Here is a 24,309-nt window from a genome sequence, read left to right as displayed (position 1 = left end):
TCCTCGACACGTCGCCTGGTCTCAGGAACAGCCAGTCTGACCGCCACCGACCCGACCATGAGACTCTGGCGAAAGTCTCCCCAACGAGATCAAGAAATGATCGCTCGAGACCGTTCCCTGACCGGCTTCGAGAATCGGCTCCCGGGCCACGTGCGCCCGAGGCCAGTCGGGATTCAGGGAGAAGCAGAGCTTGCTGACTGTGGCGGAGGCGAGCCGGTGGGGCGATCGTACGGCGGGCCCCTGCATGAGGACGCCGCAGTTTGTGCACGACAGGCGCACCAGAAGCGCACCGGTCGGGGCGGGGAACATTCGATTCCCGTCACCCGCTCCAGTGGTCAAGGCCCAGTCCAGGGGATTTCCTCGGCTGGGCCTTTGTGTTGTTCGGGATGAGCTCGGTCAGTCGGTTTTGGTCGGCTTCCAGTCCGGGTGGGCGGGCATGGGGGGTGTGGTGGTTCCGTAGAGCCAGGCCTTGAAGTACGGGGTGAGGTCCTGGCCTGAGACGCGGTTGGCTACGTCGATGTAGTCCTGGGTGCCGGCCGAACGGCCCTGGTACGTGCGGAAGAAGGTGGTCTCGATCTTTCGGAAGGTCGGCTCGCCCACCTTGTTCCGGAGGCCGTAGAGCATCAGGGCGCCGGGCGCGTCCGTGTTGAAGAGCAGGCTTGTGGCCTTCTTCAGGCGGGCGGGCCGTCCGAGGCGCGCTGCTTCGCGTCTCCCGCGTACTCCTTCTTCATCGCGGCGTCGACGGCGTCACCGTCGTGGGAGGCGGCGTAGAGCATCTGGTAGTAGGTCGCGTGGCCCTCGCCGAGCCATGGGGGTGGAGTCAGACGAATCTGCGGGCCACCTGGGGGAGGGCTGTGCGGACACTCGTGTTGTGGTCGGCGTTGCCGAGGTCGGTGAGGTGGTGGGTCGCGCCGTGGGATGTCAACTGCGCTTGGCAGTGGCGGGCGTTGGTGTACGCGACGTCCTTGTCGCCCGTGGCGTGGTAGAGGTGCACGGGTACGTCCGGGCGCCAGTCGCAGGTGGTGTCCAGGGCGTTCAGGCGGCGGCGCAGTTCCCCCTCGGGGCGCCGGACCTTCTCCAGGAACGCCTCGGTGAAGAGGTCCTTGGAGGCCGGCGGGAGCGCGGCGGCGATCTCCGATGAGGTGTGGTCGCCGTCGAAGAGCGTCTCCACGGTCTTGTCGTACGGGGCCCGGAAGGCTGCGGACGGTACGTCGTACAGGTCGTACAGGCGGTCCCAGGCGACCGTGAAGTAGGCGAGGTAGAGCGCGGACCGGACGATGTCGTCGTTGGCGGCGGCGGCCTCGAAGGTGCTGAGGTCGAAGGGGCCGGCGATGGGCGCGAGCGCGCCCAGCCGGAAGTAGGGGTCGGCGCGCTCCTGGAGCGCCCGGCCGACCATCATCGTGGCGGGCCCGCCCTGGGAGAAGCCGCTGATCTGTACGCGCCGGGACACGGTGCGGCCGTCGGCGCGCACGACCGCACGGGTGGCCCGGAGCGCGTCGAGCGCGGCGCCGACGGTGGCCCGTGGATCGCCGTACGGGTGGGTGCCCGGCCCCTCCCCCAGGCCGAGGTAGTCCGGCGCCGACACCGCCTTGCCCGTCGCGGCGAACAGCAGCGCGGCGGCCCGGTCGGTGGAGTTGTCGTTCACCGAGGCCACGTCGCCGCGGTACACGGTGGTGCCGTGCAGCCAGGAGACCGGCCGGAGGCGGCGCCGGCCGTTGTCGGGCACGGCCACCAGCGCGCTGGCGGTGGTGGGCGCGCCCCGGGCGTCGAGGGTCCGGTGGACGACGCGGTGCGCCCGTACGCCGTACCGCACCCGGGCCGCGTCGATGCCCGCCTTCTGAAGCCGCGCGGCGACCTCCCGTGCCGTCAGGTCGGCCACTTCGGTGACGGAGACGACGGAGCCGCGCGCGGCCGGTCGCTGGTGGACGGCGGAGGCGGCCACCGAAGGGCGAATGCCGGGGCTGTCGGCGGTGGTGGCGAAAGCGGTGGCGGTGGTGGCGGTGGCCGGTAAGGACGGTGCCAGGAACGTCGCGGCGCATGCGGTGGCGAGCACCGCGGTGGCGGCGAACCGCCGTCCACGGCGTCCTGCGCGCAGCCGGGAGCGGGTCGAGGTCATGCCCGTACTCTGTCGCTCCCGCCCCACCCGGCACATTGGGGCAAGTCCCCGGAGCTGCATGGGGAATGCGCGAGGAGCCACATGGGGCATGTGCCAGGAGCCGCCGGGGGTTTACCCCCGACACGCGGCGAGGCCGGGCCGGTCAGCCCCGCTCACCGTCCCGCCCTGCGGGCGACATCGCGGGCCCACAGGATGAGCGGGGCCTGCAGCGGGAGACGCGCGAAGGCCGCGTTCCGCAGCGGGGCGGGGCGGTGGCGCCAGTCGACGGCCATCTGGACGTTCGCGGGGAAGACGCCGACGAAGAAGGCGGCCGTGGCCAGCGCCGCCACCCGCCGGGTCCGGGGGTGGGCCACGCCGGCCGCGAGGGCCAGCTCGGCCACGCCGCTCGCGTACGTCCAGCCGCGCGCCGAGCCGGGCAGGGCGCGCGGCACGGTCGTGTCGAACGGCTTCGGCGCGGCGAAGTGCAGCACCCCCGCACCGGCCAGCAGGCCCGCGAGCAGCTTGGGTGAACGGGCGGTGCGGTCGGCGGTGCGGGACATGACGCCTCCTGTGCGGGCCGGGGTGCGGCCGGACGTGCCGGCCGGGGTACGGCCCGGGGAACGGGCCGGGAGACGCGACATTACTCCGGAGTAAGTTGGCTCGTAAGGGACTCGGGCCCCGCCGTGACCGGTGTCACCGTTCGTGGATGTGCTGGTCCCGGCCCGCCTGGTAGACCCGGGCCGAGCCGGACGCGGTGGCGTGCTGAGTGATCACCGGCGCCGCCGGGGCCGCGCCGGGGGAGGCCTCGTCGAGCAGTGCGCGCAGGTCGTCGGCGACGTCCGGACGGGCGGCGAGGAGCCGGCGGATGCGGCCCTGCCAGTCCCGGCGCAGCTCTTCCTCGGTCTCCTCGTCGGCGGAGTCGCGGGCCGCGAGCAGGTCCTCGCGGGCGGCCTCCAGCTCGGCCGAGACGGCGTCGGCGCGGTCCGGGCGGGCCCGCCGCCACAGGCCGACGACGCCGTCGCGTACACCCTGCCAGGCCTCGGTGGCCATCAGCGTGACGAGCGTCGTGCCGGCGGTGCCCGCCAGCGTCGCGATCTCCGGATCCATCCGCGCTCCCCCTTCGCGTACGGCGGCCGTCCGCCGCCTTCCCTGCCCGCACGGTACGTGACGTGTTCCCCTTCCGCAGGGCGTCCGTGGGTGCCTTTCGTCCGGCCCCCTCCCGCAGGGCGCCCGCGGGCATCTCTCTTCCCGCCCACCTTCCGCAGCACGCCCGCGGGCATCTCTCTCCCGGTCACGGGTACCGCGTACCCCGGCCGATCCTGCGTTGCCGGGTGGCGCCCCCGCTCCCAGCATGGAAAGGGTCGGTTCGACGGGTAGGCCGGAGAAGGGTTGATTCATGCGGGATGCACCGGGGACCGGGACGGCGGTGGACGGCGGCGAGCGGGGCGCCGGCACGCTGTCCGACGAGGACGTACGGGCACTGGACGCCCACTGGCGGGCGGCGAACTACCTCGCCGCGGGCCAGATCTACCTGCTGGACAACCCCCTCCTGCGCGAGCCGCTGGCGCCCGAGCACATCAAGCCCCGGCTGCTGGGCCACTGGGGCACCTCGCCCGGCCTCAACCTCGTCTATACCCATCTCAACCGGGTGATCGTCGAGCGCGACCTGGACGCGATGTGCATCTGGGGTCCCGGGCACGGCGGGCCCGCGGTGGTCGCCGGGTCCTGGCTGGAGGGCAGCTACTCGGAGATCTATCCGGACGTCGCGCAGGACGAGCCGGGCATGGCGCGCCTGTTCAAGCAGTTCTCGTTCCCGGGCGGGGTGCCGAGCCATGTCGCGCCCGAGACGCCGGGCTCGATCCACGAGGGCGGCGAGCTGGGGTACTCGCTGGCGCACGCGTACGGAGCCGCCTTCGACAACCCCGGTCTGGTAGTGGCCTGCGTCATCGGCGACGGCGAGGCGGAGACCGGCCCGCTGGCCACCTCATGGCACTCGAACAAGTTCCTGGACCCGCGGCACGACGGCGCCGTGCTGCCGATCCTGCACCTGAACGGCTACAAGATCGCCAATCCGACGGTGCTCGCCCGGCTGCCCGAGGAGGAGCTGGACGCGCTCCTGCGCGGGTACGGACACGACCCCGTTTACGTCACCGGCGACGATCCGGAGACCGTGCACCGCGAGCTGGCCGCCGCCATGGACCGTTCGCTGGACCGCATCGGCACCATCCAGCGCGCCGCGCGGGAGGGCTCCGCCACCGCCCCGCCCGCGCGGCAGCCCTGGCCGGTGATCGTGCTCCGTACGCCGAAGGGCTGGACCGGGCCGCGCGAGGTCGACGGCAAGCCCGTCGAGGGCACCTGGCGCGCCCACCAGGTACCGCTGGCCGCCACCCGCGAGAACCCCGACCATCTGCGCCAACTTGACCGCTGGCTGCGTTCCTACCGGCCCGAGGAGCTGTTCGACGAGCGGGGCGCGCCGCGCGAGCAGGTACTGCGCTGGGTGCCGGAGGGCGCGCGCCGGCTGGGCGCCAATCCGCACGCCAACGGCGGGCAGCTGACCCGCTCGCTGCCGATGCCGCCGCTGACCGAGTACGCGGTGCCGGTCGAGCGCCCCGGCACGGAGCTGCGCGAACCGACCAAGGTGCTCGGCAAGCTGCTGCAGCGGGTCATGGCCGACACCGCTGAGAGCCGCAACTTCCGGCTGGTGGGCCCGGACGAGACGGCCTCGAACCGGCTGCAGGCGGTGTACGAGGCCTCCGGCAAGACCTGGCAGGACAGGCTGCTGGACACCGACGAGGACCTGGACCGGCACGGCCGGGTGCTGGAGATCCTCTCCGAACACACCTGCCAGGGCTGGCTGGAAGGCTATCTGCTCACCGGCCGGCACGGCCTCTTCTCCTGCTACGAGGCCTTCGTGCACATCGTCGACTCGATGGTGAACCAGCACATCAAGTGGCTGAAGGTCACCCGCGACCTGGACTGGCGGCGTCCCGTACCGTCCTTGAACTACCTGCTCAGCTCGCACGTCTGGCGCCAGGACCACAACGGCTTCTCGCACCAGGACCCGGGCTTCGTCGACCACGTGCTCAGCAAGTACCCGCCGGCCGTCCGGGTCTATCTGCCGCCGGACACCAACACCCTGCTCTCCGTGGCCGACCACGCGCTGCGCAGCCGGGACTACGTCAACGTCATCGTCGCGGGCAAGCAGCCCACCTTCGACTGGCTGGACATGGACCAGGCCATCGCGCACTGCGCGCGGGGCGCGGGCGTGTGGGACTGGGCGGGCACCGAGCGCGGCGGCGCCTCCCCGGACGTGGTGCTGGCCTGCGCGGGCGACGTGCCGACCCAGGAGGTGCTGGCGGCGGCCGCGCTGCTCCGCGAGCACCTGCCCGAGCTGGCCGTACGGGTGGTCAACGTGGTGGACATCGCGCGGCTGCTGCCCAGCGAGGACCATCCGCACGGGATGAAGGACGCCGAGTACGACGCGCTGTCCACCCCCGACAAGCCGGTGATCTTCGCGTACCACGGCTACCCGTGGCTGATCCACCGGCTGGCGTACCGCCGCACCGGCCACGAGAACCTGCACGTACGCGGCTACCAGGAGCGGGGCACCACGACCACCCCGTTCGACATGGTGGTCATCAACGACCTGGACCGGTTCCGGCTGGTCATGGACGTCATCGACCGGGTGCCGGGGCTCGCCGTACGGGCCACGGCGCTGCGCCAGGAGATGCAGGACGCGCGCACCCGGCACCACGCCTACATCCGTGAGCGCGGCACGGACATGCCCGAGGTCGCGGACTGGACGTGGCCGTACCACTGACCACCGGAAGCCGGTCGTCAGAAGGCGGGCGCGTCAGAAGGTGACGCGCTCGCCCGACGCCGCGGACCGCTGGATCCCGGCGAGCAGCCGCTGGCGCCGGGCGGCGTGCGCGAAGTCCGGTACGGAAGCGGTGCCTTCGGCGAGGTCGGCGCGGATCTCGGCGTACTGGGCGCCGACGTTGTACGGGGTGCGGTCGACCACGTCGCCGAGGGACGGGACGTCGTAGTAGCGGCGGGGAACGGGGAGTTCGGCCAGGTCGGAGGCGGTGCCGCGGGCGCCGCGCACGGTGAGGACGGCCTGCTGGAGGTGGCCCGAGTCGCCGGTGACGACCAGGTCGCCGTCGGTGCCGTTGATCTCCCAGTGGAAATCGGTGCCGCGCGACAGGCCACCGCGGAAGTGCACGGACGCCACCGCTCCCGTGTCGAGCACGCCGCTCACCGCGACCTGGTCCTCGGCGGTCATCGGCGCGGAGCGCCCCGTGCCCTGCTCGCGCACCGTGCGGCGCCGGGTCGCGGTCACCGCCGCCAGTTCGGCGAACTCGCCCAGCACCATGGTGAACGCGTCGATGGTGTGCCCGAAGGGGATGGTCAGCATGGTGGCGCCGTTCTCCCGGTCCAGGAGGTAGTCGACGCCCCGCGGGAACTCCGCCCCCCAGCTCCGGCCCGAGGCCACCAGGCCGGTGGAGAGCACCTCGCCCACGTAGCCGTCGGCGACCAGGTCACGGAGGTACCGGACCGCCGGCGAGGTACGGGCCTGCAGCCCGGTGAAGGTCCGTACGCCCGCCCTCGCGGCGGCCGCGGCCAGCTCCTCGGCCTCGGCCACGCCGTTGCCCAGCGGCCATTCCGAGAGCACGGCCTTGCCGGCCCCGACCGCCGCCAGTACCGCCTCGCGGTGCCGCGGCACCTTCACGCTGACCACCACGAGGTCCACCTCGCCGCTGCGGACCAGCTCACCGGCGCTCCCGAAGGCGAGCGGGACGCCGTACTTCTCGCCGGCAGCGCGCGCCGATGCGGTGCTGCTCGCCGACAGGGCGCGGACCTCGAAGCCGGGCAGCCGGGTCAGCGCGGGCAGATGGGCCCGAGCGGCCCAGCCGCCGCGGGCGGAGAGGCCGATGATGCCGATACGGACGGGTGCGGTGGAGTGCGTCATGGCCGGGACGCTAGGCCCAGCGGCCTGATAACCCGCAAGGACCCTTGCTACCTTTTGGAAACCATGACTGCTCAGCGAGGACCTCACCCCCGTACGGAGCCGGCTTCCCGGCACGACATCTATGCGCTGCTCTGCCCGGGCCGGGCCGTTTTCGAGCTGCTGGCCAACAAGTGGACGGGGCTGGCGATCACCGCGCTGGAGGACGGCCCGCGCCGCTTCGGCGAGCTGCGCCGCAAGCTGGAGGGCGTGAGTCCGAAGGTGCTCACCCGGACCCTGCGCCGGCTGGAGGACCACGGCCTGGTCGACCGGACCGTGTACGCGGAGGTCCCGCCCCGCGTCGAGTACGAGCTCACAGCACTGGGGCGCGGCGCGCTGGAGCCGCTCGCGCACCTGCGGACGTGGGTGCGCGCCAACACCGGCAGCTTCGTCGCGGAGCCGCCGGTGCCGGGCGCATGACCGGCAGGACAGGGGCCGGTCGGGCGCCGGGCGGGGCGGGCGCCGGACCGCAGTCCTCCGGCACCCGCCACCGCCCGGTCGACGGGAATGCCCGACGAGGGCTGCCGGCCCGCTGGGCATTCCCGAGTCCGGGCCGTCCGGGGCGTGCGACCCCGGGCGGGGCCGGACACCGGACGGCGCGCGGCGCATACCGGAACCGTAGCAGTTGATAATCATGTTCAACAAGGGCGGGCGGCGAACTTCGCAGATCCGGTGGAAGCGCACGTGAGGGAAGAGCGGCGCTCCGGGTCCGGACACACATTCAAAAGTTCGTCCCTACGCGGAAGTTGCTCGCCGGTAGGAAGCGGATAGGGTGCAGTCGATCTTCGCTTGTCCTGCGCCCGCAGGGCTGTTTGCGACCCCGCGACCGCCCGAGGACCCGTTTGATGTCAGCTCAGACACCCACCCGTCCGCAGCCGGCACGCTCGCCCCTGGCGGCGGCGCTCTACGCGCTCCTCGCCGCCCTCGTCGTGACCGGCGCCCTGGCGCTGTGGCCGGTGCTCGCCGGCCCGGCGGAGTCGCGGACCTGGCTGGCGTGGTGCTGCGGCACGGCGGCGGTGGCGCTGAGCGTGCTGGTGGCGGCCACGGTGTACGCGTTCCGTACCGCCGCCCGGCACCGTGCGCGGCTCGCCGGGGTGGAGGCCGCGGCGGAGCAGCTCGCGTCCGAGACGCTGCCCGCGCTGGTGACCCGGCTGCGGGACGGTGCCTCGGTCGGCACCGCGCTCGGGCACACCCCGATGCCGGAGTCCGCCGCGCACCGCCGCATCGTGGAGACGCTGGCCACCGAGGTCGGCCGGGGTGAGCGGATGCGGGCCGCCGCGATGTCCGCCTGCGCCAGCGCCGCCGGCCGGGTCCAGGCCCTGGCCACCAGCATGCTCGCCGACCTGCGCGAGATGGAGCACCGGCACGGCGAAGAGGTCCTGGGCGACCTGCTGAAGCTGGACCACAGCACCGCGCAGGCGGGCCGGCTGGCGGACAGCATCGCCGTACTGACCGGCTCCCGCTCCGGCCGCCGCTGGAACAAGCCGATCACCATGGAGAGCATCCTGCGCGGCGCGATGGGCCGGATCAGCGCCTACCGCCGCATCCGGCTGCACAGCAGCAGCACCGCGGCGGTCGCCGGGCACGCGGCCGAGGGCGTGATGCACGCGCTCGCCGAGATCATGGACAACGCCACCTCCTTCTCGCCGCCCACCTCGACGGTGCACGTGTACGTCGAGGAGGCGCAGGCCGGCGTCGTGATCAGTGTCGAGGACAGCGGCCTGGTGATGACCGAGACGGCGCTGCGCCGCGCCGAGGCTGCGGTCTCCGCGAAGACGCTGGACCTGATGTCGCTGTCCGGCACCCGGCTCGGCCTCGCCGTCGTCGGCTGCCTGGCCGGCAAGCACGGCCTGACCGTCTCCTTCCGGCCCTCGGCACGCGGCGGCACGAGCGTCGTCGTGCTGGTCCCGCAGCACCTCATCTCCCAGCAGCCCGCGCACCGGCCGGACGACGCCCGGACCGCGGCCGGCGAGACGCCCGCCACGCGCCTGCGCACCGCGCACGACCTGCAGGACCGCGAGGTGCACGAGCGTGACGTGCCCGAGCTGCCCGCCACCCGCGAGCGCGGCGACGCCACCGCGGCGCGCGCCGTACGGGAGGCCACCGACGATCGCTTCACCGTCCCCGACCGGGACGCGGGCACCGCGCGCGACGGGGGCGCGCCGCGGAGCCCGGACGACCCGCACGACCGGAGCACGCCCCACCGGGACGCGCCGGACGTGCCCGCGCCGCGCGGAGCCGGCCCGGCGCCCGCGACGGAGTACGGGCCGAGCGGGCTGCCCAAGCGGCGCCGCGGCCAGACCCTGGCCGGCGCGCCCATCCCGCAGAACCCGTCGGCCACCGGACGCACCCGCAGCCGCTCCCACGAGGAGTCGGCGGCGCGCCTGCGCTCCTTCCGCCGGGCCGTGCAGGGCGAGGCCCCGCCCGCCCGGCCCACCACCCCCGAAGAAGCCCCGAAGGACGATCCCCGATGAACACCACCGACAACCGCCTGGACTGGATGCTGGAGAACCTCCTGCAGAAGACGCCGGGCGCGCGGCACGCGCTGGTGCTGTCCCGCGACGGCCTGAAGCTGTGCCACTCCAAGGACCTCAGCGTCGACCAGGCCGACCAGCTGGCCGCCATCGCCTCCGGCATCCAGTCGCTGTCGCACGGTGCCTCCGTGGAATTCGGCGACGGCAGCGGCGGGGTGCGGCAGGCCATGACCGAGTTCCACGGCGGGATCCTCTTCATCGTCGAGGCGGGGCACGGCGCGCATCTGGCCGTGGTCGCCGTCGAGGACGCCGACGTCGGCGTGATCGGCTTCAACATGAACGAACTGGTCGAGCAGATCGGCGAGTACCTCAGCGCCGCGCCCCGCGAGGACGGCGGCGCGCCGGGCCGACCGGCATGAGCCCGCTGGGCCCGGACGACGACCCGGACCGGCTCTATACCGTCACGGGCGGCCGCAGCCGGGCCACCGGCAGCGCCTTCGACCTGGTCACGCTGATCGTGGCCGAGTGCGAGCCGGCGCCCGGGATGCAGTCCGAGCACATCCGCATCCTGGAGCTGGCCCGGCGCCCGACGGCGGTCGTCGAGCTGTCGGCGGCGCTGCGGCTGCCGGTGAGCGTCGTCCGGATCCTGCTCACCGACCTGCTCGACACGGGCCGGATCACCGCCCGCCATCCGCGCACGCCCGCCCGGGCCGAGCTGCCCGAACCCGACCTGCTGAAGGAGGTGCTCGATGCACTCCACCGCCTGTGACGACACGGCCGGGACCGCCGTGGACGAGAACGTACGGGCCCCGTTGCACCAGTCCGCCGAGAACGGCCTGAAGATCGTGATCGTCGGCGGCTTCGGCGTCGGCAAGACCACCATGGTCCGCTCGGTCAGCGAGATCCGTCCCCTCAACACCGAGGAGACGATGACCCAGGCCGGCGTGGGCGTGGACGACCCGGCCGGCGTCGAGGGCAAGTCGACGACCACCGTCGCCTTCGACTTCGGCCGCATCACGATCAATGAGCGCAACGTCCTGTACCTCTTCGGCGCGCCCGGCCAGGAGCGCTTCTGGTTCCTGTGGGACCGGCTCTTCTCCGGCACGCTGGGCGCGGTGGTGCTGGTCGACACCCGGCGGCTGGACGACTCCTGGTACGCGATAGACCGCCTGGAGGCCCACGGGATGCCGTTCGTGGTCGCGCACAACGACTTCGGCGGCGAGCGGCACACCCTGGAGCAGATACGGGACGCGCTGGACCTCTCCCCCGGCGTGCCGCTGATCGCTTGCGACGCCCGCGACCGGGAGTCCAGCAAGCAGGTGCTGATCTCCCTCGTCCGCCACCTGTACGCGCTCACCGCCCAGGAGACCACCGCATGAACCGAGTTCAGGAGGGTGCACCGTGACCGAAGCCCCGCAGACCGCCGGCTGCCCCGTCTCCGCAGGGGCCGTCCCGCTGTACGGCGAGGGGCTGAGCGGCGATCCGGCCCGGCTGTACCGGGAGATGCGCAGCCGGCACGGTGCGGTGGTGCCGATCCTGCTGGACGGCGGCTTCCCGGCCTGGTTCGTGATCGGCTACCGCGAGCTGCACCAGGTCACCTCCGACCCCGAGCTGTTCCCCCGCGACTCGCGCCGCTGGCACGCCTGGGACCGGGTGCCGGACGACTGGCCGCTGCTGCCGTTCGTCGGATACCAGCCGTCGGTGATGTTCGCCGAGGGGCCCGAGCACCGGCGGCGGGCCGGCGCGATCAGCGACGCGCTGCTGGCGATCGACCAGTTCGAGCTGCGGCAGATCTGCGAGCGGGTCGCGGACCGGCTGGTCGACGCCTTCGCCGGGCGCGGCGAGGCGGACCTGATGGCCGAGTACGCGCTGGGGCTCCCGCTGCGTGTCGTCGCCGAGCTGTACGGCGCCCCCACCGAGGAAGTCCCCGGCCTGGTACGGGACATCGCCGAGTCGCTGGACGTCCACGAGGGCGCGATCGACGCGCACCGGCGGGTCGCGGAGCGGATGGCCCACCTGCTCGCGGTGAAGCACGAGCGGCCCGGCCCGGACATCCCGTCGCGGCTGCTGGCCCACCCGGCGGGGCTGACCGACGAAGAGGTGGTCATCGACCTGCTGGTGGTGATGGCGGCGGCGCAGCAGCCCACGGCCAACTGGATCGGCAACACGCTGCGGCTGATGCTGACCGACGACCGCTTCGCGGTCAGCCTGACCGGCGGGCGGCGCAGCGTCGGCCAGGCGCTGAACGAGGTGCTGTGGGAGGACACCCCCACGCAGAACTTCATCGGGCGCTTCGCGGCCCGCGACACCCAGCTCGGCGGCCACCGCATCAAGGCCGGGGACATGATCGTCCTCGGCCTGGCGGCGGCCAACAACGACCCGTTGGTGCGGCCCGACTTCACCGCTGCCGACGCCGACGGCAACCAGGCGCACATGGCGTTCAGCCACGGCGAGCACGCGTGCCCCTACCCGGCGCCGCAGCTGGCTGAGGTGATCGCGCGGGCGGCGGTGGAGGTGCTGCTGGACCGGCTGCCGGACGTGGTGCTGGCGGTGCCGGACAAGGACCTGGTCTGGCACCCGTCGGTGTGGATGCGCGGCCTGACGGGGCTGCCGGTCACCTTCACCCCGACGTACACGCCGGGGCCCGCCTGAGACACGGGACCGTACGGGGGCGCCCCCGTACGGTCCCTCGTGCTCAGCCCACCGGCGTGAACGTCACCGGCAGCGCGTCCAGGCCGCGGGTGAAGACACCCTGCTCGCGCGGGGTGGCCCCGTCCTCGATCGCCGCGTCCGGCAGCGCGTCCAGCAGCTGCCCGACACCGGCCGCCACCTCGGCCTTGGCCAGCAGCGCGCCGACGCAGAAGTGCCGGCCCAGCGCGAAGGCCAGGTGGTCGGCGGCGGCGGAGAACGCCGTCGCCGACTTCAGGTCGTCGCGGAAGATGTCGAAGGTGTCCGGGTCCGCGTAACGCCGCTCGTCCCGGCCGGCCGCGCCGATCAGGCAGGTCACGGTGGCGCCCGCCGGCACCTTGCCGCCGCCGATGAGAACGTCCTCCGCCGGCTGCCGCATGATCATGTGCACCGGGGGCGTGTACCGCAGCGTCTCGGCGAAGGCCCGCTCGATCAGCGACCGGTCCTCCCGCACGGCGGCCAGCTGCTCCGGGTGGCGCAGCAGGTTGTGCATGACGCTGGAGATCGCCTTGTCGGTGGTCTCACCGCCCGCGGCCAGCAGCAGGCTGCAGAACGCCTTGATGTCCTCGTCGCTCATCGCCGTGCCGTCGATCTCCGCGGTGCACAGCGTGGAGAGCAGATCGTCGCCGGGGTTCGCGCGCCGCTCCCGGATGATCGGCAGCATGTACGCGGCGAACTCCTGCTGCGTCCGCAGCCCGGCCGCGGCCACGTCCGGGTCCTGGCTCAGGTTGCCGAGGAAGCCGATGATCGCGGTGTACCAGCGGTGGAAGCGGTCGTAGTCGCCGCGGTCCAGGCCGAGCATGTCGACGATGACGTTCACCGGGAAGCGGGTCGCGAACTGCGCGACGAGATCGGCCCGGCCCGCGTCGCGGAAGCCGTCGATGAGCTCGCGCGCGTTGCGGTCGATGACCGGCTGGAAGGTCTCCTGGAGGGACACGCCGCGGAAGGCGGGCGCCACCAGGGCCCGGCGTACGGAGTGTTCGCGGCCGCTCATCTGGAGGATGGTCCGGCCGTGCACCGGCTCCAGCTGCCAGTCGTAGTTGTCGGTGGTGAACGCCGGGTCCTTGAAAGCCCGCTCGACGTCCTCGTACCGGGAGACGATGTAGCTCTGGGTGGGCTCGTGGTGGAGCAGCGGGAAGTCGTCGCGCATGACGCGGTACGCGGCGTACGGGTCCGCCATGAACTCGGGCGACAGTATGTCCGGCGCTTCTCGGTTCGCGGCCAAGAACGCTCCCTGGGGGTGTGGATGGGGTCCTGCGGTCCGTACCAAGATCGTCTCTGTCCGGCGCCCTTTCAAGACCGGAAGCGGAGATCCTTTTCGGGACGACGCGCGGGACACCCGCCCGCACGCGGCTCTGAACTGCGGCGATACCCGGATGCCGGGGGAATGACAACGGGTACCGATGCAGCCTTTGGATCTTTCGCCGAAGTGCGGTTTCCTTCGTTCGAGGGCCCTTGCGGCAGCCATGCCGCCCGACCCAGGAGGGAGTGGGCCATGACGGGGCACGCCCACGCGCACGGTGATCACTCAGGCCACTCGCACGCCGTGGCGGCGGACGCGGACCGCCGCTGGCTGCGCGCCGCACTGATCCTGATCACCGCGTTCATGGCCATCGAGGTCGTGATCGGATTCATCGCCCGGTCCCTGGCCCTGATCTCGGACGCGGCACACATGCTCACCGACGCCGCCTCGATCGTCCTCGCGCTGATCGCGATGCGGCTGGCGGCCCGCCCGGCACGCGGCGGCTACACATACGGCCTCAAGCGCGCCGAGATCCTCTCCGCCCAGGCCAACGGCGTCACGCTCCTGGTGCTGTCGGTCTGGCTCGCGTACGAGGCCGTTCACCGGCTCATCGAGCCGCCCGAGGTCACCGGCGGGCTGGTGCTCGTCACGGCGCTCGCCGGAGTCGCGGTGAACCTCGTCGCGACCTGGTGCATCTCCAAGGCCAACCGCTCCAGCCTGAACGTCGAGGGCGCCTACCAGCACATCCTCACCGACCTCTTCGGCTTCATCGCCACGGCGGTGGCCGGTGCGGTCGTGCTGACCACCGGCTTCGCCCGCGCGGACGCCATCGCGTCGCTGCTGGTGGTCGCGCTGATGCTCAAGGCGGGCATCGGGCTGGTCCGCGACTCGGGCCGGATCTTCATGGAGGCCGCGCCCGCCGGTGTGGACCCGGACGCGCTGGGGGACCGGCTGGTCGCCGCCGACCAGGTCGTGGAGGTCCACGACCTGCACGTCTGGGAGATCACCTCAGGTGATCCCGCGCTCTCCGCGCATGTCCTGGTCGAGCCCGGCGGCGACTGCCACAAGGTGCGCCGCACGCTGCAGGAGCTGCTGGCGGCCGAGTACGGCATCACCCACGCCACGCTCCAGGTCGACCACCTCGGCGAGCAGGACGGCGAGGAACTGCTGCGCATAGGGCATCGGGCCGATTCCTCCGGCGCCCACTGTGCCGACACGCACGGGCCCGTGCACCGGGCGGGGCCGCACGACCACTGAGCCGGGAGCGACGCGACTCACGTGGCCGGATCGAGCGTCGGCGGGACGGGGCGCGGCACACTTGCGGGAGAACGGGCGTCCATGGCACGCCCGGAGGTGCCGGTTTCACGTGAAACGGAGGAGACATGGCAGCGAGCGCACCGGCCCGCACCGGCGCTCCGACCGTCCTCGGACCACCGCCCCGTCATCGGCCCCGTGCCGCTCTGGCCATCGTGCTGCTGCTCCTCGGCTGTCTCCTGGCACCGCCGGCCCTCGCCTCCGGCTGGGCACGTGCCGAACTGACCGACACCGCCCGCTACACCGCCACTACCGCGCCGCTCTCCCGAGACCCCGCCGTCCAGCGGAACATGGTCACCGCGATCACCGACGGCGTGCTGCGCCGGGTGGACCTGTCGCCGCTGGTGGATGCCGTGCCACCGGCACAACGCCCCGCGGTGCGCGAGCGGTTCACCCACGGCGTCCGGGACTTCGTGGCCACTCAGATCCGCGGCGTGGTCACCTCGCGCGGCTTCCCCGCCCTGTGGAACCGCGTCAACGGCACCACCCACGCCTCCCTCGTCACCGCGCTCTCCTCGTCCGGTGAACGGACCGTGCAGCTCGATCTCCAGCCCGTCGTCGACCGGGCCCGGGCCCGCCTCGTGCACACCGTGCCGGCCGGCGCCCGGCTGATCCAGCGGGTCCATGTCTCCGGCACCACGCTCACGTTGCTGCGGTCCGACGAGGTGGCCGAGGTCCGCGGCCCGTACGCGGCGGTGCGTACGCTCGGCCGGCTGCTGCCCGTCGCCGCCGGTCTGTGCCTGGTGGCCGGGCTGCTGCTGGCGCCGCGCCGCCGCCGGGCGCTGATCGGTACCGGCCTGGGCTGTGCCGTGGGCGGCGCGCTGCTGCTCGCCGTGGTCGCCGGGGCCCGCGGCTACGCCCTGGACGTGCTGCCGCAGTCGGTGACTCCGGCGACGGGCGCCGCGGTCTTCGACACGCTCACGGCGAGCGCTCGGACCGGTGGCCTGCTGCTGGGCGCGGCAGGGCTCGTCGCCGCCCTGGCGGCCTGGTTGCCCGGCGTCCTCGCGGGGCGGCTGCGGGCCCGCCGGGGGCTCAGAGCCCGATGACCGTCTTGCCCTGCGCCCGGCCGCCGCGGCTGCGGGCGAGGGCCGCCGGGGCGTCCTCCAGCTGCACCTCACTGGTGATCAGCACGGTGAGCCGCCCGGCGTCGAGCTGATCGGCGAGGATCGACAGCAGCTGCGGCGAGGGCCGGTTGAGGAAGTTGAAGCCGCGCAGGTTGTGCTCGATGAGCATGTCCGTGTCGGCCGCGCCGACCGTGGACACGACCGTGCCCCCGTCCCGTACGACACCGGTCAGCTCCGCGAACGTCTCCACCCCGCTGACCAGGTCGATCAGGATGTCCACGCCGTCCGGGTGGGCGGCCCGCACCTGATCGGCCACCGGCCCCCGGGTGTGGTCCACCGTGGCCGCCGCGCCGAACTGTCCCATCAGCTCCGCGCTGCCCGCCCGTGCGGTGGCGATCACCTCGGCGCCGCGCTGCGCGGCCAGTTGCGTGACGAAGGTGCCGACGCCGCCGGTCGCACCGACCACCAGCACCCGCTTGCCCTCCACGACCCGGGTCTCCTCGACGAGGTTGTACGCGCTCGTGCCGGCCGTCGGCACCGCGGCCGAGGTCGCGTACGTGACGTTCCGGGGCGCGGGCGCGACGGCGTCCTCCGCCGCCACGGCGTAGTCCGCGTACGAACCGCCGCCCCTGCCCACCAGCTGGAACTGACCGAACACCTGGTCACCGACCGTGCAGCGGCGCACCCCGGGACCGATCGCGACCACCTCGCCCGCCCCGTCGTCCCCCAGGACCAGCGGGAAGGTGTGCGGCGCCGCGTCCTTGAGCATGCCGTCGGCGATCTTCCAGTCGACCGGGTTCAGGCCCGCGACCGCCATCGCGACCAGCACCTCGCCCGGCCCCGGCTCGGGCTGCGGCAGGTCCATGAGCTCGGGCTCGGCCCCGAAGGCGCTGACTGCTACGGCTCTCATCGCGGCGTCCCTTCCACTTCTCCGTACCCGGCCCCTGTCCGGCCCCTGCCGCCAAGGATCGTAAGCACGCCGGTACCGCCCCGCACGGCAGGCGAACGGCCGTGGCCCGGAAGCAACTCGTACGGCCGTCCCCGGTGGCGGTCCGGGCACCGTGGCGGCGGGTTTGGCACCCGGCCGGCGCGGTTACCCCTCCCCCTTATGAAGGGCGACAAGAAGGACGAGGAGACCGTACGGGCGGGCCGGCGTACCGTCGCGATCACCCGCCCCGACAAGGTGCTCTTCCCGGACGACGGCCTCACGAAGCTGGACGTGGCCGAGCACTACCGGGCCGTCGCCCCGCGCGCGCTGCCGCACCTGCGCGGCCGCCCGCTGATGATGGAGCGCCACCCGGACGGCATCGGCGGCCGGCCCCTGATGCAGAAGAACGCGCCGGACTACTTCCCCGACTGGATCCGCACCTCCGTGCAGGAGAAGGCCGGCGGCAAGGTCACGCACGTGGTCTGCGACGAGGCCGCCACCCTCGTCTACCTCGCCGGGCAGGCCTCCCTCACCCAGCACCGCTGGCTCTCCCGGGAGGACACCCCCGACGACCCCGACCTCCTGATCTTCGACCTCGACCCTTCGGAGGGCGCTGACTTCGAGGACGTGCGCTGGGCGGCCGCCCGGGTCTGCGAACTGTGGGACGAGGTCGGACTGCCCGTACGGCTGATGACCACCGGCTCGCGCGGACTGCACGTCATCGCGCCGCTGGACGCCGAGCACGACTACGACACGGTGCGGGACTTCGCGCACCGCGCCGCCGGGCTGCTCGCCGACCGCCACCCGGACCGGCTCACCACCGAGCAGCGCAAGGCCGACCGCCCTACGAAGGGCGGCCGGGGCCGCATCTACCTCGACGTGCAGCGCAACGCCTACGCCCAGACCGCCGTCGCGCCGTACAGCGTGCGGGCCAAGCCGGGCGCGCCGGTGGCCATGCCCCTCACCCGCGACGAACTCGACGACCCCGGCCTGACCGCCCAGCGCTGGACGCTGCGGACCACCCCGGAACGGCTGGAGGCGGCCGACCCGTGGTCCGGTGACGGCTGGCGGGCCCGCTCGGTGAGCGCGGCGGCGAAGCGACTGCCGGAGGAGTGAGGCGCGGCGCGGCGGGGTGCCGCGCCGCGCACCCGCCTCAGACGCCGATGTCGTCGCCGTCCTTGCGCCAGACGCTGATCACCGACGGGCGGACCAGCTTGCCCGGACCGTCCGGCCAGTGCGACGCCGGCTGCTCCACGCTCGCGCCGTCCAGCTCGCCGGGGTGCTGCACCGCGACCAGTACCCGGCGCTCCTGCACGATCGGCCCGCAGGTCTCGGCGCCGGTCGGCACGGTCAGGAACTGCCGCACCTGGCCGCGCCGCGAGCCGGTGGTGGCCACGCCGAAGAGGCCGTCGTGGCTGCCCAGGGCGTTGCCGTCGGTGGAGATCCACAGGTTGCCGTGCACATCGAAGGTGATGTTGTCGGGGCAGGAGATCGGGCTGACCTGGTCCTTGGGGAACCCGCCGAAGTACGTCGACGGGTCCTCGGGGTCGCCGCAGACCAGGAAGAGGTTCCACGTGAAACGTCCGGCCGCCGGGTCGTCTCGGTGCTCCGTCAGCTCCAGGATCTGGCCGTGCTTGTTGCCGTTGCGCGGGTTGGCCTCGTCGGCGGCGGCCTTGCCGTCCTTGCCCCGGTCGCTGTTGTTGGTCAGCGCCACGTAGACCTTGCCGGTACGGGGGCTGGGCTCGACGTCCTCGGGACGGTCCATCTTCGTGGCACCCACCTTGTCGGCGGCCATCCGGGTGAAGACGTAGACCTCTTCCGCGGTCATGCCGGGCACATGCGAGGTGGTGCCCGTGGCCAGCGGAATCCACTCGCCGTGGCCGTCGAACTCGCCGTCCTCCGGCAGCTTCCCCGATCCGTCGATCCCGTCCGCCGGGCTGTCGCCGGTGAACTTCGCGACGTACAGCGTTCCCTCGTCCAGCAGCGTGCGATTGTGCTCGCGGGCCGCCGCGCTGTTGCCGCGCTTCATCCGCTTGGCGGAGACGAACTTGTAGAAGTAGTCGAACTTTTCGTCATCACCCATGTAGAGCACGGGCCGGCCGTCCGGGGTCAGCCGCGGCTCGGCGGCCTCGTGCTTGAAGCGGCCGAGCGCGGTGAGCTTGCGCGGGGTGGAGTCGGGGTCGAACGGGTCGATCTCCACGACCCAGCCGAAGCGATTGGTCTCGTTCGGCTCCTTCGCCACGTCGAAGCGGCGGTCGAACCGCTCCCACTTGCGCTCGCTGGCCGCGCCCTTGATGCCGTACCGCTTCAGCCGCTCCGCGGTCTTCGCGTCGCCGGCCGCGTCGCCGTTGGCGAAGTACTGGTTGAAGTTCTCCTCGCCGGACAGCACCGTGCCCCACGGGGTGATGCCGCCGCCGCAGTTGTTGAGCGTGCCCAGGATGCGGGTGCCCTCGGGGTCGGCGGAGGTCTTCAGCAGGTCGCTGCCGGCCGCCGGGCCGGTCACCTCGAACGGCGTGGTGCCGGTGATCCGGCGGTTGAGGTGGTGGCGGCGTACCGCGGTGAGCCGGCCGCTGCGCCGCTCCTCCTGCGCGACGAGCACCGTCAGGCCGTGCGCCTGGAGGCCGATCTCCGCCTGTGCGCGGGTGGGGTTGTCCGCGTCGTACCCGGCGAACATCAGGGCCTCGTCGGTGTACTCGTGGTTGATCACCAGCAGTTGCCGGTCCCGCTCGCCCGGCAGGTCCAGCACGGCCATGTAGTCGTTGTTGTAACCGAACTGACCGGCCTGCGCCTTCGCGGACTGCCGGTCCGCGTCGAACGCCGGAGCCCCGCGCAGCACCGGGTCGCCCCAGCGGATCACGATGTTCTGCTCGTGACCTGCCGGGACGGTCACGGAGTCCGCGGTGTTGGGCGCGACGGGCGCGAAGCGCAGGCCACGGGCGGGGCGACGGGCGTGACGGGTGGCGCCGGCCGCCGTGCCGGACGCGGTGCCGGACTCCGCCGCGGTGGCGGGGGCGGCGCCCGGGCCGACGAGCGCGGCACCGGTGGCCGCTGCGGCCGTGACGACGGCGCTGGCGCGCAGCACGGACCGGCGGGAGAGCGCCCCCGCGATCACGTCACCGACGTAGGCATTGCCACTGGTGTTGGGCGTCTCGTGGAAGCAGGCGTCGCCGCAGCGGTAGCGGCAGGTCATGGCCGAACGGCCGCCGGGGTGCGAGCCGATCAACGGCAGCAGCTTGCGCACGGTGTTCCTTCCCTGGTCCGGCCGGTGTGCCGGTCCGTAGGCCTGTCGGCCGGTATGACGATGAGTCGTGTGATCAGCGGCGACGGTATGGGCACAGGTCCGACACGCGGCGACAAAAAGATGAACTGACGGTGAATCCGGGCGGCTTCGGCTCGTGCCGCAGCACGACGCGCGGGGTCCCACGATGCGATAGGGACAGGCCGCTACCCTTTGGTGTCCGTCCAGGTCAGGAACGCGCCTCGTTTTTCGGACATTCGCCGCACCCACACATGCACGACACCACACGCACGAGAGGTACGCCGATGGGCATTCGGAGTCTGCTGCGCAACGCTTTCGGTCGCTCCAAGGCGGCCCGTAACGAACCGAATGCCCCCGCGGCGACGGAGGCCACCGACGCGGCGGCCATTCCGGAGGCCCGCGAGGAGTCGGCCCCCGTGACGGAGGCGGCGCCGGCCGCACCGGCCGCCGAGACCGAGGTACCGGCGGCCCGTACGGAGCAGGAGCCGGCCCGTACGGAGGTGTACGCCGAGACCGCACCCGCCGCGGGCGCCGCGGTGGTGGCCGGCTCGGCCGCGCCCTCCACCACGGAGCCGGCCACCGGGTCCTCCGTCTCGGACGTGCCCGACGTCTCCGAACTGGTACGGGAGGCCTTCGACCGCCCGTCGCCGCAGAAGTCGGAGCGGAAGCCGGAGCCGGAGCCGACTTCGGCTCCGAAGTCGGAGTCGAAGTCGAAGTCGGAGACCGCGAAGGCCGCGGTCGCCGAGCCGGAGGCCGCGAAGGCCGCAGAAGCCGGGGAGGCCGCTGAGGCTGCTGGCACCGAGGCCGAGACCTCGCCCGCCGAGGCCGCGCCCGAGACCAAGACCGTGGCCGAGCCGGACGCAGAGGCCAAGGCCAAGGCCAAGGCTGAGGTCGTGAGCGAGCCCGCGGCTGCCGAGCCGGTCGCGGAGCCCGCGGCCGAGCCGGTGGCCGCCGCGGCCGAGCCCGAGACGAAGCCCGTGCCCGAGCCCGTGAGCGAGCCCGAGCCCGAGGCAGCGGCCCAGGCCGAGGCGGAAGCCAAGGTCGAGGCGGAGCCCGCGGCCGAGGTCGCGGAGGCGGAGCCCGCGGCCGAGGTCGCGCCCGAGGCCGAGCCCGTGGTGCCCGCCGCCACCATTCCCGCCGCCCGTACCGAGGCCCCGGCCGAGCCGGCCACCGTCGAACCGGCCGCGGCCCCCGCGCCCGAGACCGCGCCCGCGTCCGTCGCCACCGCCGCGGCGGACGGCGGGAGCGGTGCCGCGATCTCCCTGAGCAAGGTCGAGGAGGTCGCGCCCGGCCTGGTCAGCCTGTACAAGGACGCCGGCGCGGCGCTGGCGAAGCAGGGGCTCGGCACCCAGCGCGCCGCCGTCTACCTCGTGCTCGACCGCTCCGGCTCGATGCGCAACTACTACAAGGACGGCACCGTCCAGCACCTCGCCGAGCAGGCCCTCGGCCTCTCCGCGAACCTGGACGACGACGGCACCGTGCCCGTCGTCTTCTTCTCCACCGACATCGACGGCACCGCCGACATCGACCTGACCTCCTACGAAGGCCGGATCGAGGAGCTGCACGCGGGCCTCGGCCACATGGGCCGGACCAACTACCACTGGGCGATCAAGGCCGTCATCGACCACTACAAGAAGTCGAAGACGACCGCCCCGGCGTTCGTGATCTTCCAGACCGACGGCGCCCCCACCTCCAAGCCCGCCGCCGAGAAGGCGCTGTGCGAGGCGGCCGGGCTGCCGATCTTCTGGCAGTTCGTCGGCTTCGGCGACCCCGAGGCCAAGGGTTTCGACTTCCTGCGCAAGCTGGACGACCTCGCCGTGCCGGAGAAGCGCAAGGTCGACAACGCCGGCTTCTTCCACGCCGGCCGCGACCCGCGTGCGGTGGCCGACGCCGACCTCTACGCGCAGCTGATGATCGAGTTCCCGGAGTGGCTCGCCGACGCGCGCGCGGCGGGCGTGCTCAAGGACAGCTGACCGACAGCAGGACAGCCGACCGGCAGCAAGGACTGCTGACCGGCAGCGGCAGAACCGTCACGGCCCGGCGGCCCCTCACGGGGCGGCCGGGCCGTTCCGCTGCACCGGCACGTCCGTACTCGTACGCCGCTCGGTCTCGTACTCCGCTCAGTCCGCCGTCGTATGCGCGAGGAACAGCGTCCACGCCGCGACGGAGAACGTCAGCCGGGGCGCGTCCTCGTCCCCGCCCTGCCGCGAATCCCGCACGTGCACCCGTCCCGCCGTGATCGCCGCTTCCACGCAGGTCGCGTCCGTGTCACAGCTGTAGCTCGACGAGACCCATCTCCGTTGCTCTCCCATGGCCCGCCCCTCCCCCTGGCCCCTCCTCCCCACAGCATCCCCGGTCGTCCGCGCACCATGCGTACGCCGCGGGGGCGGGGAAAAGGGGGCGCGGTGGCACCCGGTCGGGCGAGTACGATATTGGCGTTCCGTAGTGCAAAAAATCACTCACCGTAGCGACTTGGGAGCAGCCGGCAATGGCTCGACACCTCATCACCAGCGCCCTTCCGTACATCAACGGGATCAAGCACCTGGGCAACATGGTGGGGTCCATGCTCCCGGCCGACGTGTACTCCCGCTATATGCGCCAGCGCGGGCACGACGTGCTGTACATCTGCGCGACCGATGAGCACGGCACCCCGGCCGAGCTGGCCGCGAAGGACGCCGGCCAGTCCGTCGACGCGTTCTGCGCCGAGCAGCACGACGCGCAGAAGGCGATCTACGAGGGCTTCGGGCTGGCCTTCGACCACTTCGGCCGCAGCTCCTCGCAGCAGAACGTCGAGCTGACCCAGCACTTCGCGCGCAAGCTGCACGAGAACGGCTTCATCGAGGAGCGGGCGATCCGCCAGGTCTACTCGAAGGCCGACGAGCGCTTCCTGCCCGACCGCTACATCGTCGGCACGTGCCCGCACTGCGGCTACGACAAGGCCCGCGGCGACCAGTGCGAGAACTGCACCCGCGTGCTGGACCCGACCGACCTGATCGACGCCCGCTCGGCGATCAGCGGCAGCAGCGACCTGGAGGTGCGCGAGACCAAGCACCTCTTCCTGCTGCAGTCCAAGCTGCAGGGCGAGGTCGAGAAGTTCATCGACGAGACCGGTGAGGAGTGGCCGACGCTGGCCTCCTCGATCGCCCGCAAGTGGCTGACCGAGGGCCTGCACGACCGCGCGATCACCCGCGACCTGGACTGGGGCGTGCCGGTGCAGGCCGACGTCTGGCCGGACCTCGCCGCCGAGGGCAAGGTCTTCTACGTCTGGTTCGACGCCCCGATCGAGTACATCGGCTCGACGAAGGAGTGGGCGGACGCGGCCGCCGACGGCGAGACCCGCGACTGGAAGTCGTGGTGGTACGAGGCCGACGACGTCCGGTACACGGAGTTCATGGCCAAGGACAACGTCCCGTTCCACAGCGTGATGTTCCCGGCCACGCAGCTGGGCACCCGCGAGCCGTGGAAGAAGGTCGACTTCCTCAAGGCCTTCAACTGGCTGAACTACTACGGCGGCAAGTTCTCCACCTCGCAGCGGCGCGGCATCTTCACCGACGCGGCGCTGGAGCTGCTGCCCGCCGACTACTGGCGCTACTTCCTGATCGCGAACGCTCCGGAGTCCGACGACACGTCCTTCACCTGGGAGCTGTTCTCCTCCTCGGTCAACAAGGACCTCGCCGACACCCTCGGCAACTTCGTCAACCGCGTGCTGTCCTTCTCGCGGAAGCGCTTCGGTGACGAGGTCCCGGCGGGTGCCGAGGCCGGCGAGGCCGAGGTGAAGCTGGGCGAGCAGATCGCCGAGCTGCTGGCCGAGTACGAGGGCCACATGGAGGCCCTCCAGTTCCGCAAGGCCGCGGCCTCGCTGCGTGCCCTGTGGAGCGCGGGCAACTCCTACCTGGAGGAGAAGGCCCCCTGGCTGGAGATCAAGACGGACAAGGACGCGGCGGCACTGACGCTGCGTACGGCGATGAACCTCATCCACCTGTACTCGGTGGTCTCCGAGCCCTTCATCCCGGCGTCGGCGAAGGCGATGCGCGGCGCGTTCGACCTCGCCGACGACACGGCGCTCTGGGTCACGCAGGACGAGGCGAAGGCCCTCTCCTCCGTCCCGGCGGGCACGTCCTTCACCGTCCCCCCGGTCCTCTTCGCCAAGATCACCGAAGACGACCTGACCACCTACCGCGACCGTTTCGGCGGCGAGGAGTAGGACGCAGAGCATGCGGGAGGGCCCGGAACCACACG

General features: G+C 72.5%; 21 protein-coding genes. 12 read left to right on the top strand and 9 right to left on the bottom strand.

Going from position 1 to position 24,309, the window contains the following annotated elements:
- Positions 1 to 396 precede the first annotated feature (396 nt).
- The 4 genes from ACZ6WH_RS21865 to ACZ6WH_RS21850 all read right to left on the bottom strand — a co-directional run bounded on the left by ACZ6WH_RS21865 (position 397) and on the right by ACZ6WH_RS21850 (position 3,202).
- Positions 397 to 624 (bottom strand): hypothetical protein, encoded by a 228-nt coding sequence (locus tag ACZ6WH_RS21865; protein WP_469729979.1) that lies wholly within the window; start codon positions 622 to 624, stop codon positions 397 to 399.
- Positions 625 to 820: 196 nt separating this feature from the next.
- Positions 821 to 2,116 (bottom strand): alpha/beta hydrolase, encoded by a 1,296-nt coding sequence (locus ACZ6WH_RS21860; protein ID WP_469729978.1) that lies wholly within the window; start codon positions 2,114 to 2,116, stop codon positions 821 to 823.
- Positions 2,117 to 2,268: 152 nt separating this feature from the next.
- Entirely contained in the window at positions 2,269 to 2,655 is a 387-nt protein-coding gene (locus ACZ6WH_RS21855; protein WP_399718130.1) for a DoxX family protein, read from the bottom strand.
- Between the two features lie 133 nt (positions 2,656 to 2,788).
- The gene (locus ACZ6WH_RS21850; protein ID WP_469729977.1) at positions 2,789 to 3,202 is read right to left on the bottom strand and encodes a hypothetical protein; all 414 of its coding nucleotides are present in this window, start codon (positions 3,200 to 3,202) and stop codon (positions 2,789 to 2,791) included.
- A gap of 289 nt (positions 3,203 to 3,491) precedes the next feature.
- On the opposite strand from ACZ6WH_RS21850, the gene ACZ6WH_RS21845 reads away from it, so the two are divergent.
- A complete protein-coding gene (locus ACZ6WH_RS21845) occupies positions 3,492 to 5,915 on the top strand; it encodes a phosphoketolase family protein (protein WP_469729976.1) in 2,424 nt (807 codons plus the stop codon).
- Positions 5,916 to 5,948: 33 nt separating this feature from the next.
- On the opposite strand, the gene ACZ6WH_RS21840 is transcribed toward ACZ6WH_RS21845, so the two are convergent.
- Complete coding sequence (locus ACZ6WH_RS21840; protein WP_469729975.1) at positions 5,949 to 7,064, bottom strand: Gfo/Idh/MocA family oxidoreductase; 1,116 nt, start codon at positions 7,062 to 7,064, stop codon at positions 5,949 to 5,951.
- A gap of 63 nt (positions 7,065 to 7,127) precedes the next feature.
- Between ACZ6WH_RS21840 and ACZ6WH_RS21835 the strand changes: the two genes are divergently transcribed.
- From ACZ6WH_RS21835 to ACZ6WH_RS21810, 6 genes are all read left to right on the top strand, one after another.
- The gene (locus ACZ6WH_RS21835; RefSeq protein ID WP_432856645.1) at positions 7,128 to 7,520 is read left to right on the top strand and encodes a winged helix-turn-helix transcriptional regulator; all 393 of its coding nucleotides are present in this window, start codon (positions 7,128 to 7,130) and stop codon (positions 7,518 to 7,520) included.
- Positions 7,521 to 7,945: 425 nt separating this feature from the next.
- On the top strand, positions 7,946 to 9,574 hold the full coding sequence (locus ACZ6WH_RS21830; protein ID WP_469729974.1) for a sensor histidine kinase: 1,629 nt from the start codon (positions 7,946 to 7,948) through the stop codon (positions 9,572 to 9,574).
- Entirely contained in the window at positions 9,571 to 9,993 is a 423-nt protein-coding gene (locus tag ACZ6WH_RS21825) for a roadblock/LC7 domain-containing protein (protein ID WP_361553608.1), read from the top strand. Before ACZ6WH_RS21830 ends, ACZ6WH_RS21825 begins: the two co-directional genes overlap by 4 nt.
- A complete protein-coding gene (locus tag ACZ6WH_RS21820) occupies positions 9,990 to 10,343 on the top strand; it encodes a DUF742 domain-containing protein (protein WP_469729973.1) in 354 nt (117 codons plus the stop codon). The genes ACZ6WH_RS21825 and ACZ6WH_RS21820 overlap by 4 nt, the downstream gene beginning before the upstream one ends.
- Positions 10,324 to 10,953 (top strand): GTP-binding protein, encoded by a 630-nt coding sequence (locus tag ACZ6WH_RS21815; RefSeq protein WP_361553602.1) that lies wholly within the window; start codon positions 10,324 to 10,326, stop codon positions 10,951 to 10,953. Before ACZ6WH_RS21820 ends, ACZ6WH_RS21815 begins: the two co-directional genes overlap by 20 nt.
- A 22-nt stretch (positions 10,954 to 10,975) precedes the next feature.
- Complete coding sequence (locus ACZ6WH_RS21810) at positions 10,976 to 12,226, top strand: cytochrome P450 (protein WP_469729972.1); 1,251 nt, start codon at positions 10,976 to 10,978, stop codon at positions 12,224 to 12,226.
- A gap of 43 nt (positions 12,227 to 12,269) precedes the next feature.
- Here ACZ6WH_RS21810 and ACZ6WH_RS21805 read toward each other — a convergent pair whose 3' ends face one another.
- A complete protein-coding gene (locus ACZ6WH_RS21805; RefSeq protein WP_469730017.1) occupies positions 12,270 to 13,442 on the bottom strand; it encodes a cytochrome P450 in 1,173 nt (390 codons plus the stop codon).
- 315 nt (positions 13,443 to 13,757) lie between these two features.
- Here ACZ6WH_RS21805 and ACZ6WH_RS21800 point away from each other — a divergent pair, with 315 nt between their 5' ends.
- Positions 13,758 to 14,762 (top strand): cation diffusion facilitator family transporter, encoded by a 1,005-nt coding sequence (locus tag ACZ6WH_RS21800; RefSeq protein WP_469729971.1) that lies wholly within the window; start codon positions 13,758 to 13,760, stop codon positions 14,760 to 14,762.
- Between the two features lie 125 nt (positions 14,763 to 14,887).
- The gene (locus ACZ6WH_RS21795) at positions 14,888 to 15,865 is read left to right on the top strand and encodes a hypothetical protein (RefSeq protein WP_469729970.1); all 978 of its coding nucleotides are present in this window, start codon (positions 14,888 to 14,890) and stop codon (positions 15,863 to 15,865) included.
- Here ACZ6WH_RS21795 and ACZ6WH_RS21790 read toward each other — a convergent pair.
- Entirely contained in the window at positions 15,852 to 16,793 is a 942-nt protein-coding gene (locus ACZ6WH_RS21790) for an NADP-dependent oxidoreductase (protein ID WP_432856659.1), read from the bottom strand. The two genes, ACZ6WH_RS21795 and ACZ6WH_RS21790, sit on opposite strands and share 14 nt — an antisense overlap.
- 198 nt (positions 16,794 to 16,991) lie before the next feature.
- Between ACZ6WH_RS21790 and ligD the strand changes: the two genes are divergently transcribed.
- Complete coding sequence (gene ligD, locus ACZ6WH_RS21785) at positions 16,992 to 17,927, top strand: non-homologous end-joining DNA ligase (protein ID WP_469729969.1); 936 nt, start codon at positions 16,992 to 16,994, stop codon at positions 17,925 to 17,927.
- A 37-nt stretch (positions 17,928 to 17,964) separates the two neighbouring features.
- Here the strand turns inward: ligD and ACZ6WH_RS21780 are convergent, their stop codons facing one another.
- Positions 17,965 to 20,052: a PhoX family protein gene (locus ACZ6WH_RS21780; RefSeq protein WP_469729968.1), complete on the bottom strand. Its 2,088-nt coding sequence runs from the start codon at positions 20,050 to 20,052 to the stop codon at positions 17,965 to 17,967.
- Between the two features lie 302 nt (positions 20,053 to 20,354).
- Between ACZ6WH_RS21780 and ACZ6WH_RS21775 the strand changes: the two genes are divergently transcribed.
- Positions 20,355 to 22,043 (top strand): vWA domain-containing protein, encoded by a 1,689-nt coding sequence (locus tag ACZ6WH_RS21775; RefSeq protein WP_469729967.1) that lies wholly within the window; start codon positions 20,355 to 20,357, stop codon positions 22,041 to 22,043.
- Between the two features lie 147 nt (positions 22,044 to 22,190).
- On the opposite strand, the gene ACZ6WH_RS21770 is transcribed toward ACZ6WH_RS21775, so the two are convergent.
- Complete coding sequence (locus tag ACZ6WH_RS21770) at positions 22,191 to 22,382, bottom strand: DUF397 domain-containing protein (RefSeq protein ID WP_469729966.1); 192 nt, start codon at positions 22,380 to 22,382, stop codon at positions 22,191 to 22,193.
- A gap of 176 nt (positions 22,383 to 22,558) precedes the next feature.
- On the opposite strand from ACZ6WH_RS21770, the gene metG reads away from it, so the two are divergent.
- Complete coding sequence (gene metG / locus ACZ6WH_RS21765; protein WP_469729965.1) at positions 22,559 to 24,274, top strand: methionine--tRNA ligase; 1,716 nt, start codon at positions 22,559 to 22,561, stop codon at positions 24,272 to 24,274.
- Positions 24,275 to 24,309: the final 35 nt, after the last annotated feature.

The organism is Streptomyces sp. NPDC050806 (assembly GCF_055586425.1).
The sequence above is the reverse complement of the archived record's forward strand: the minus strand, read 5'-3'. Positions and strand labels throughout refer to the sequence as shown.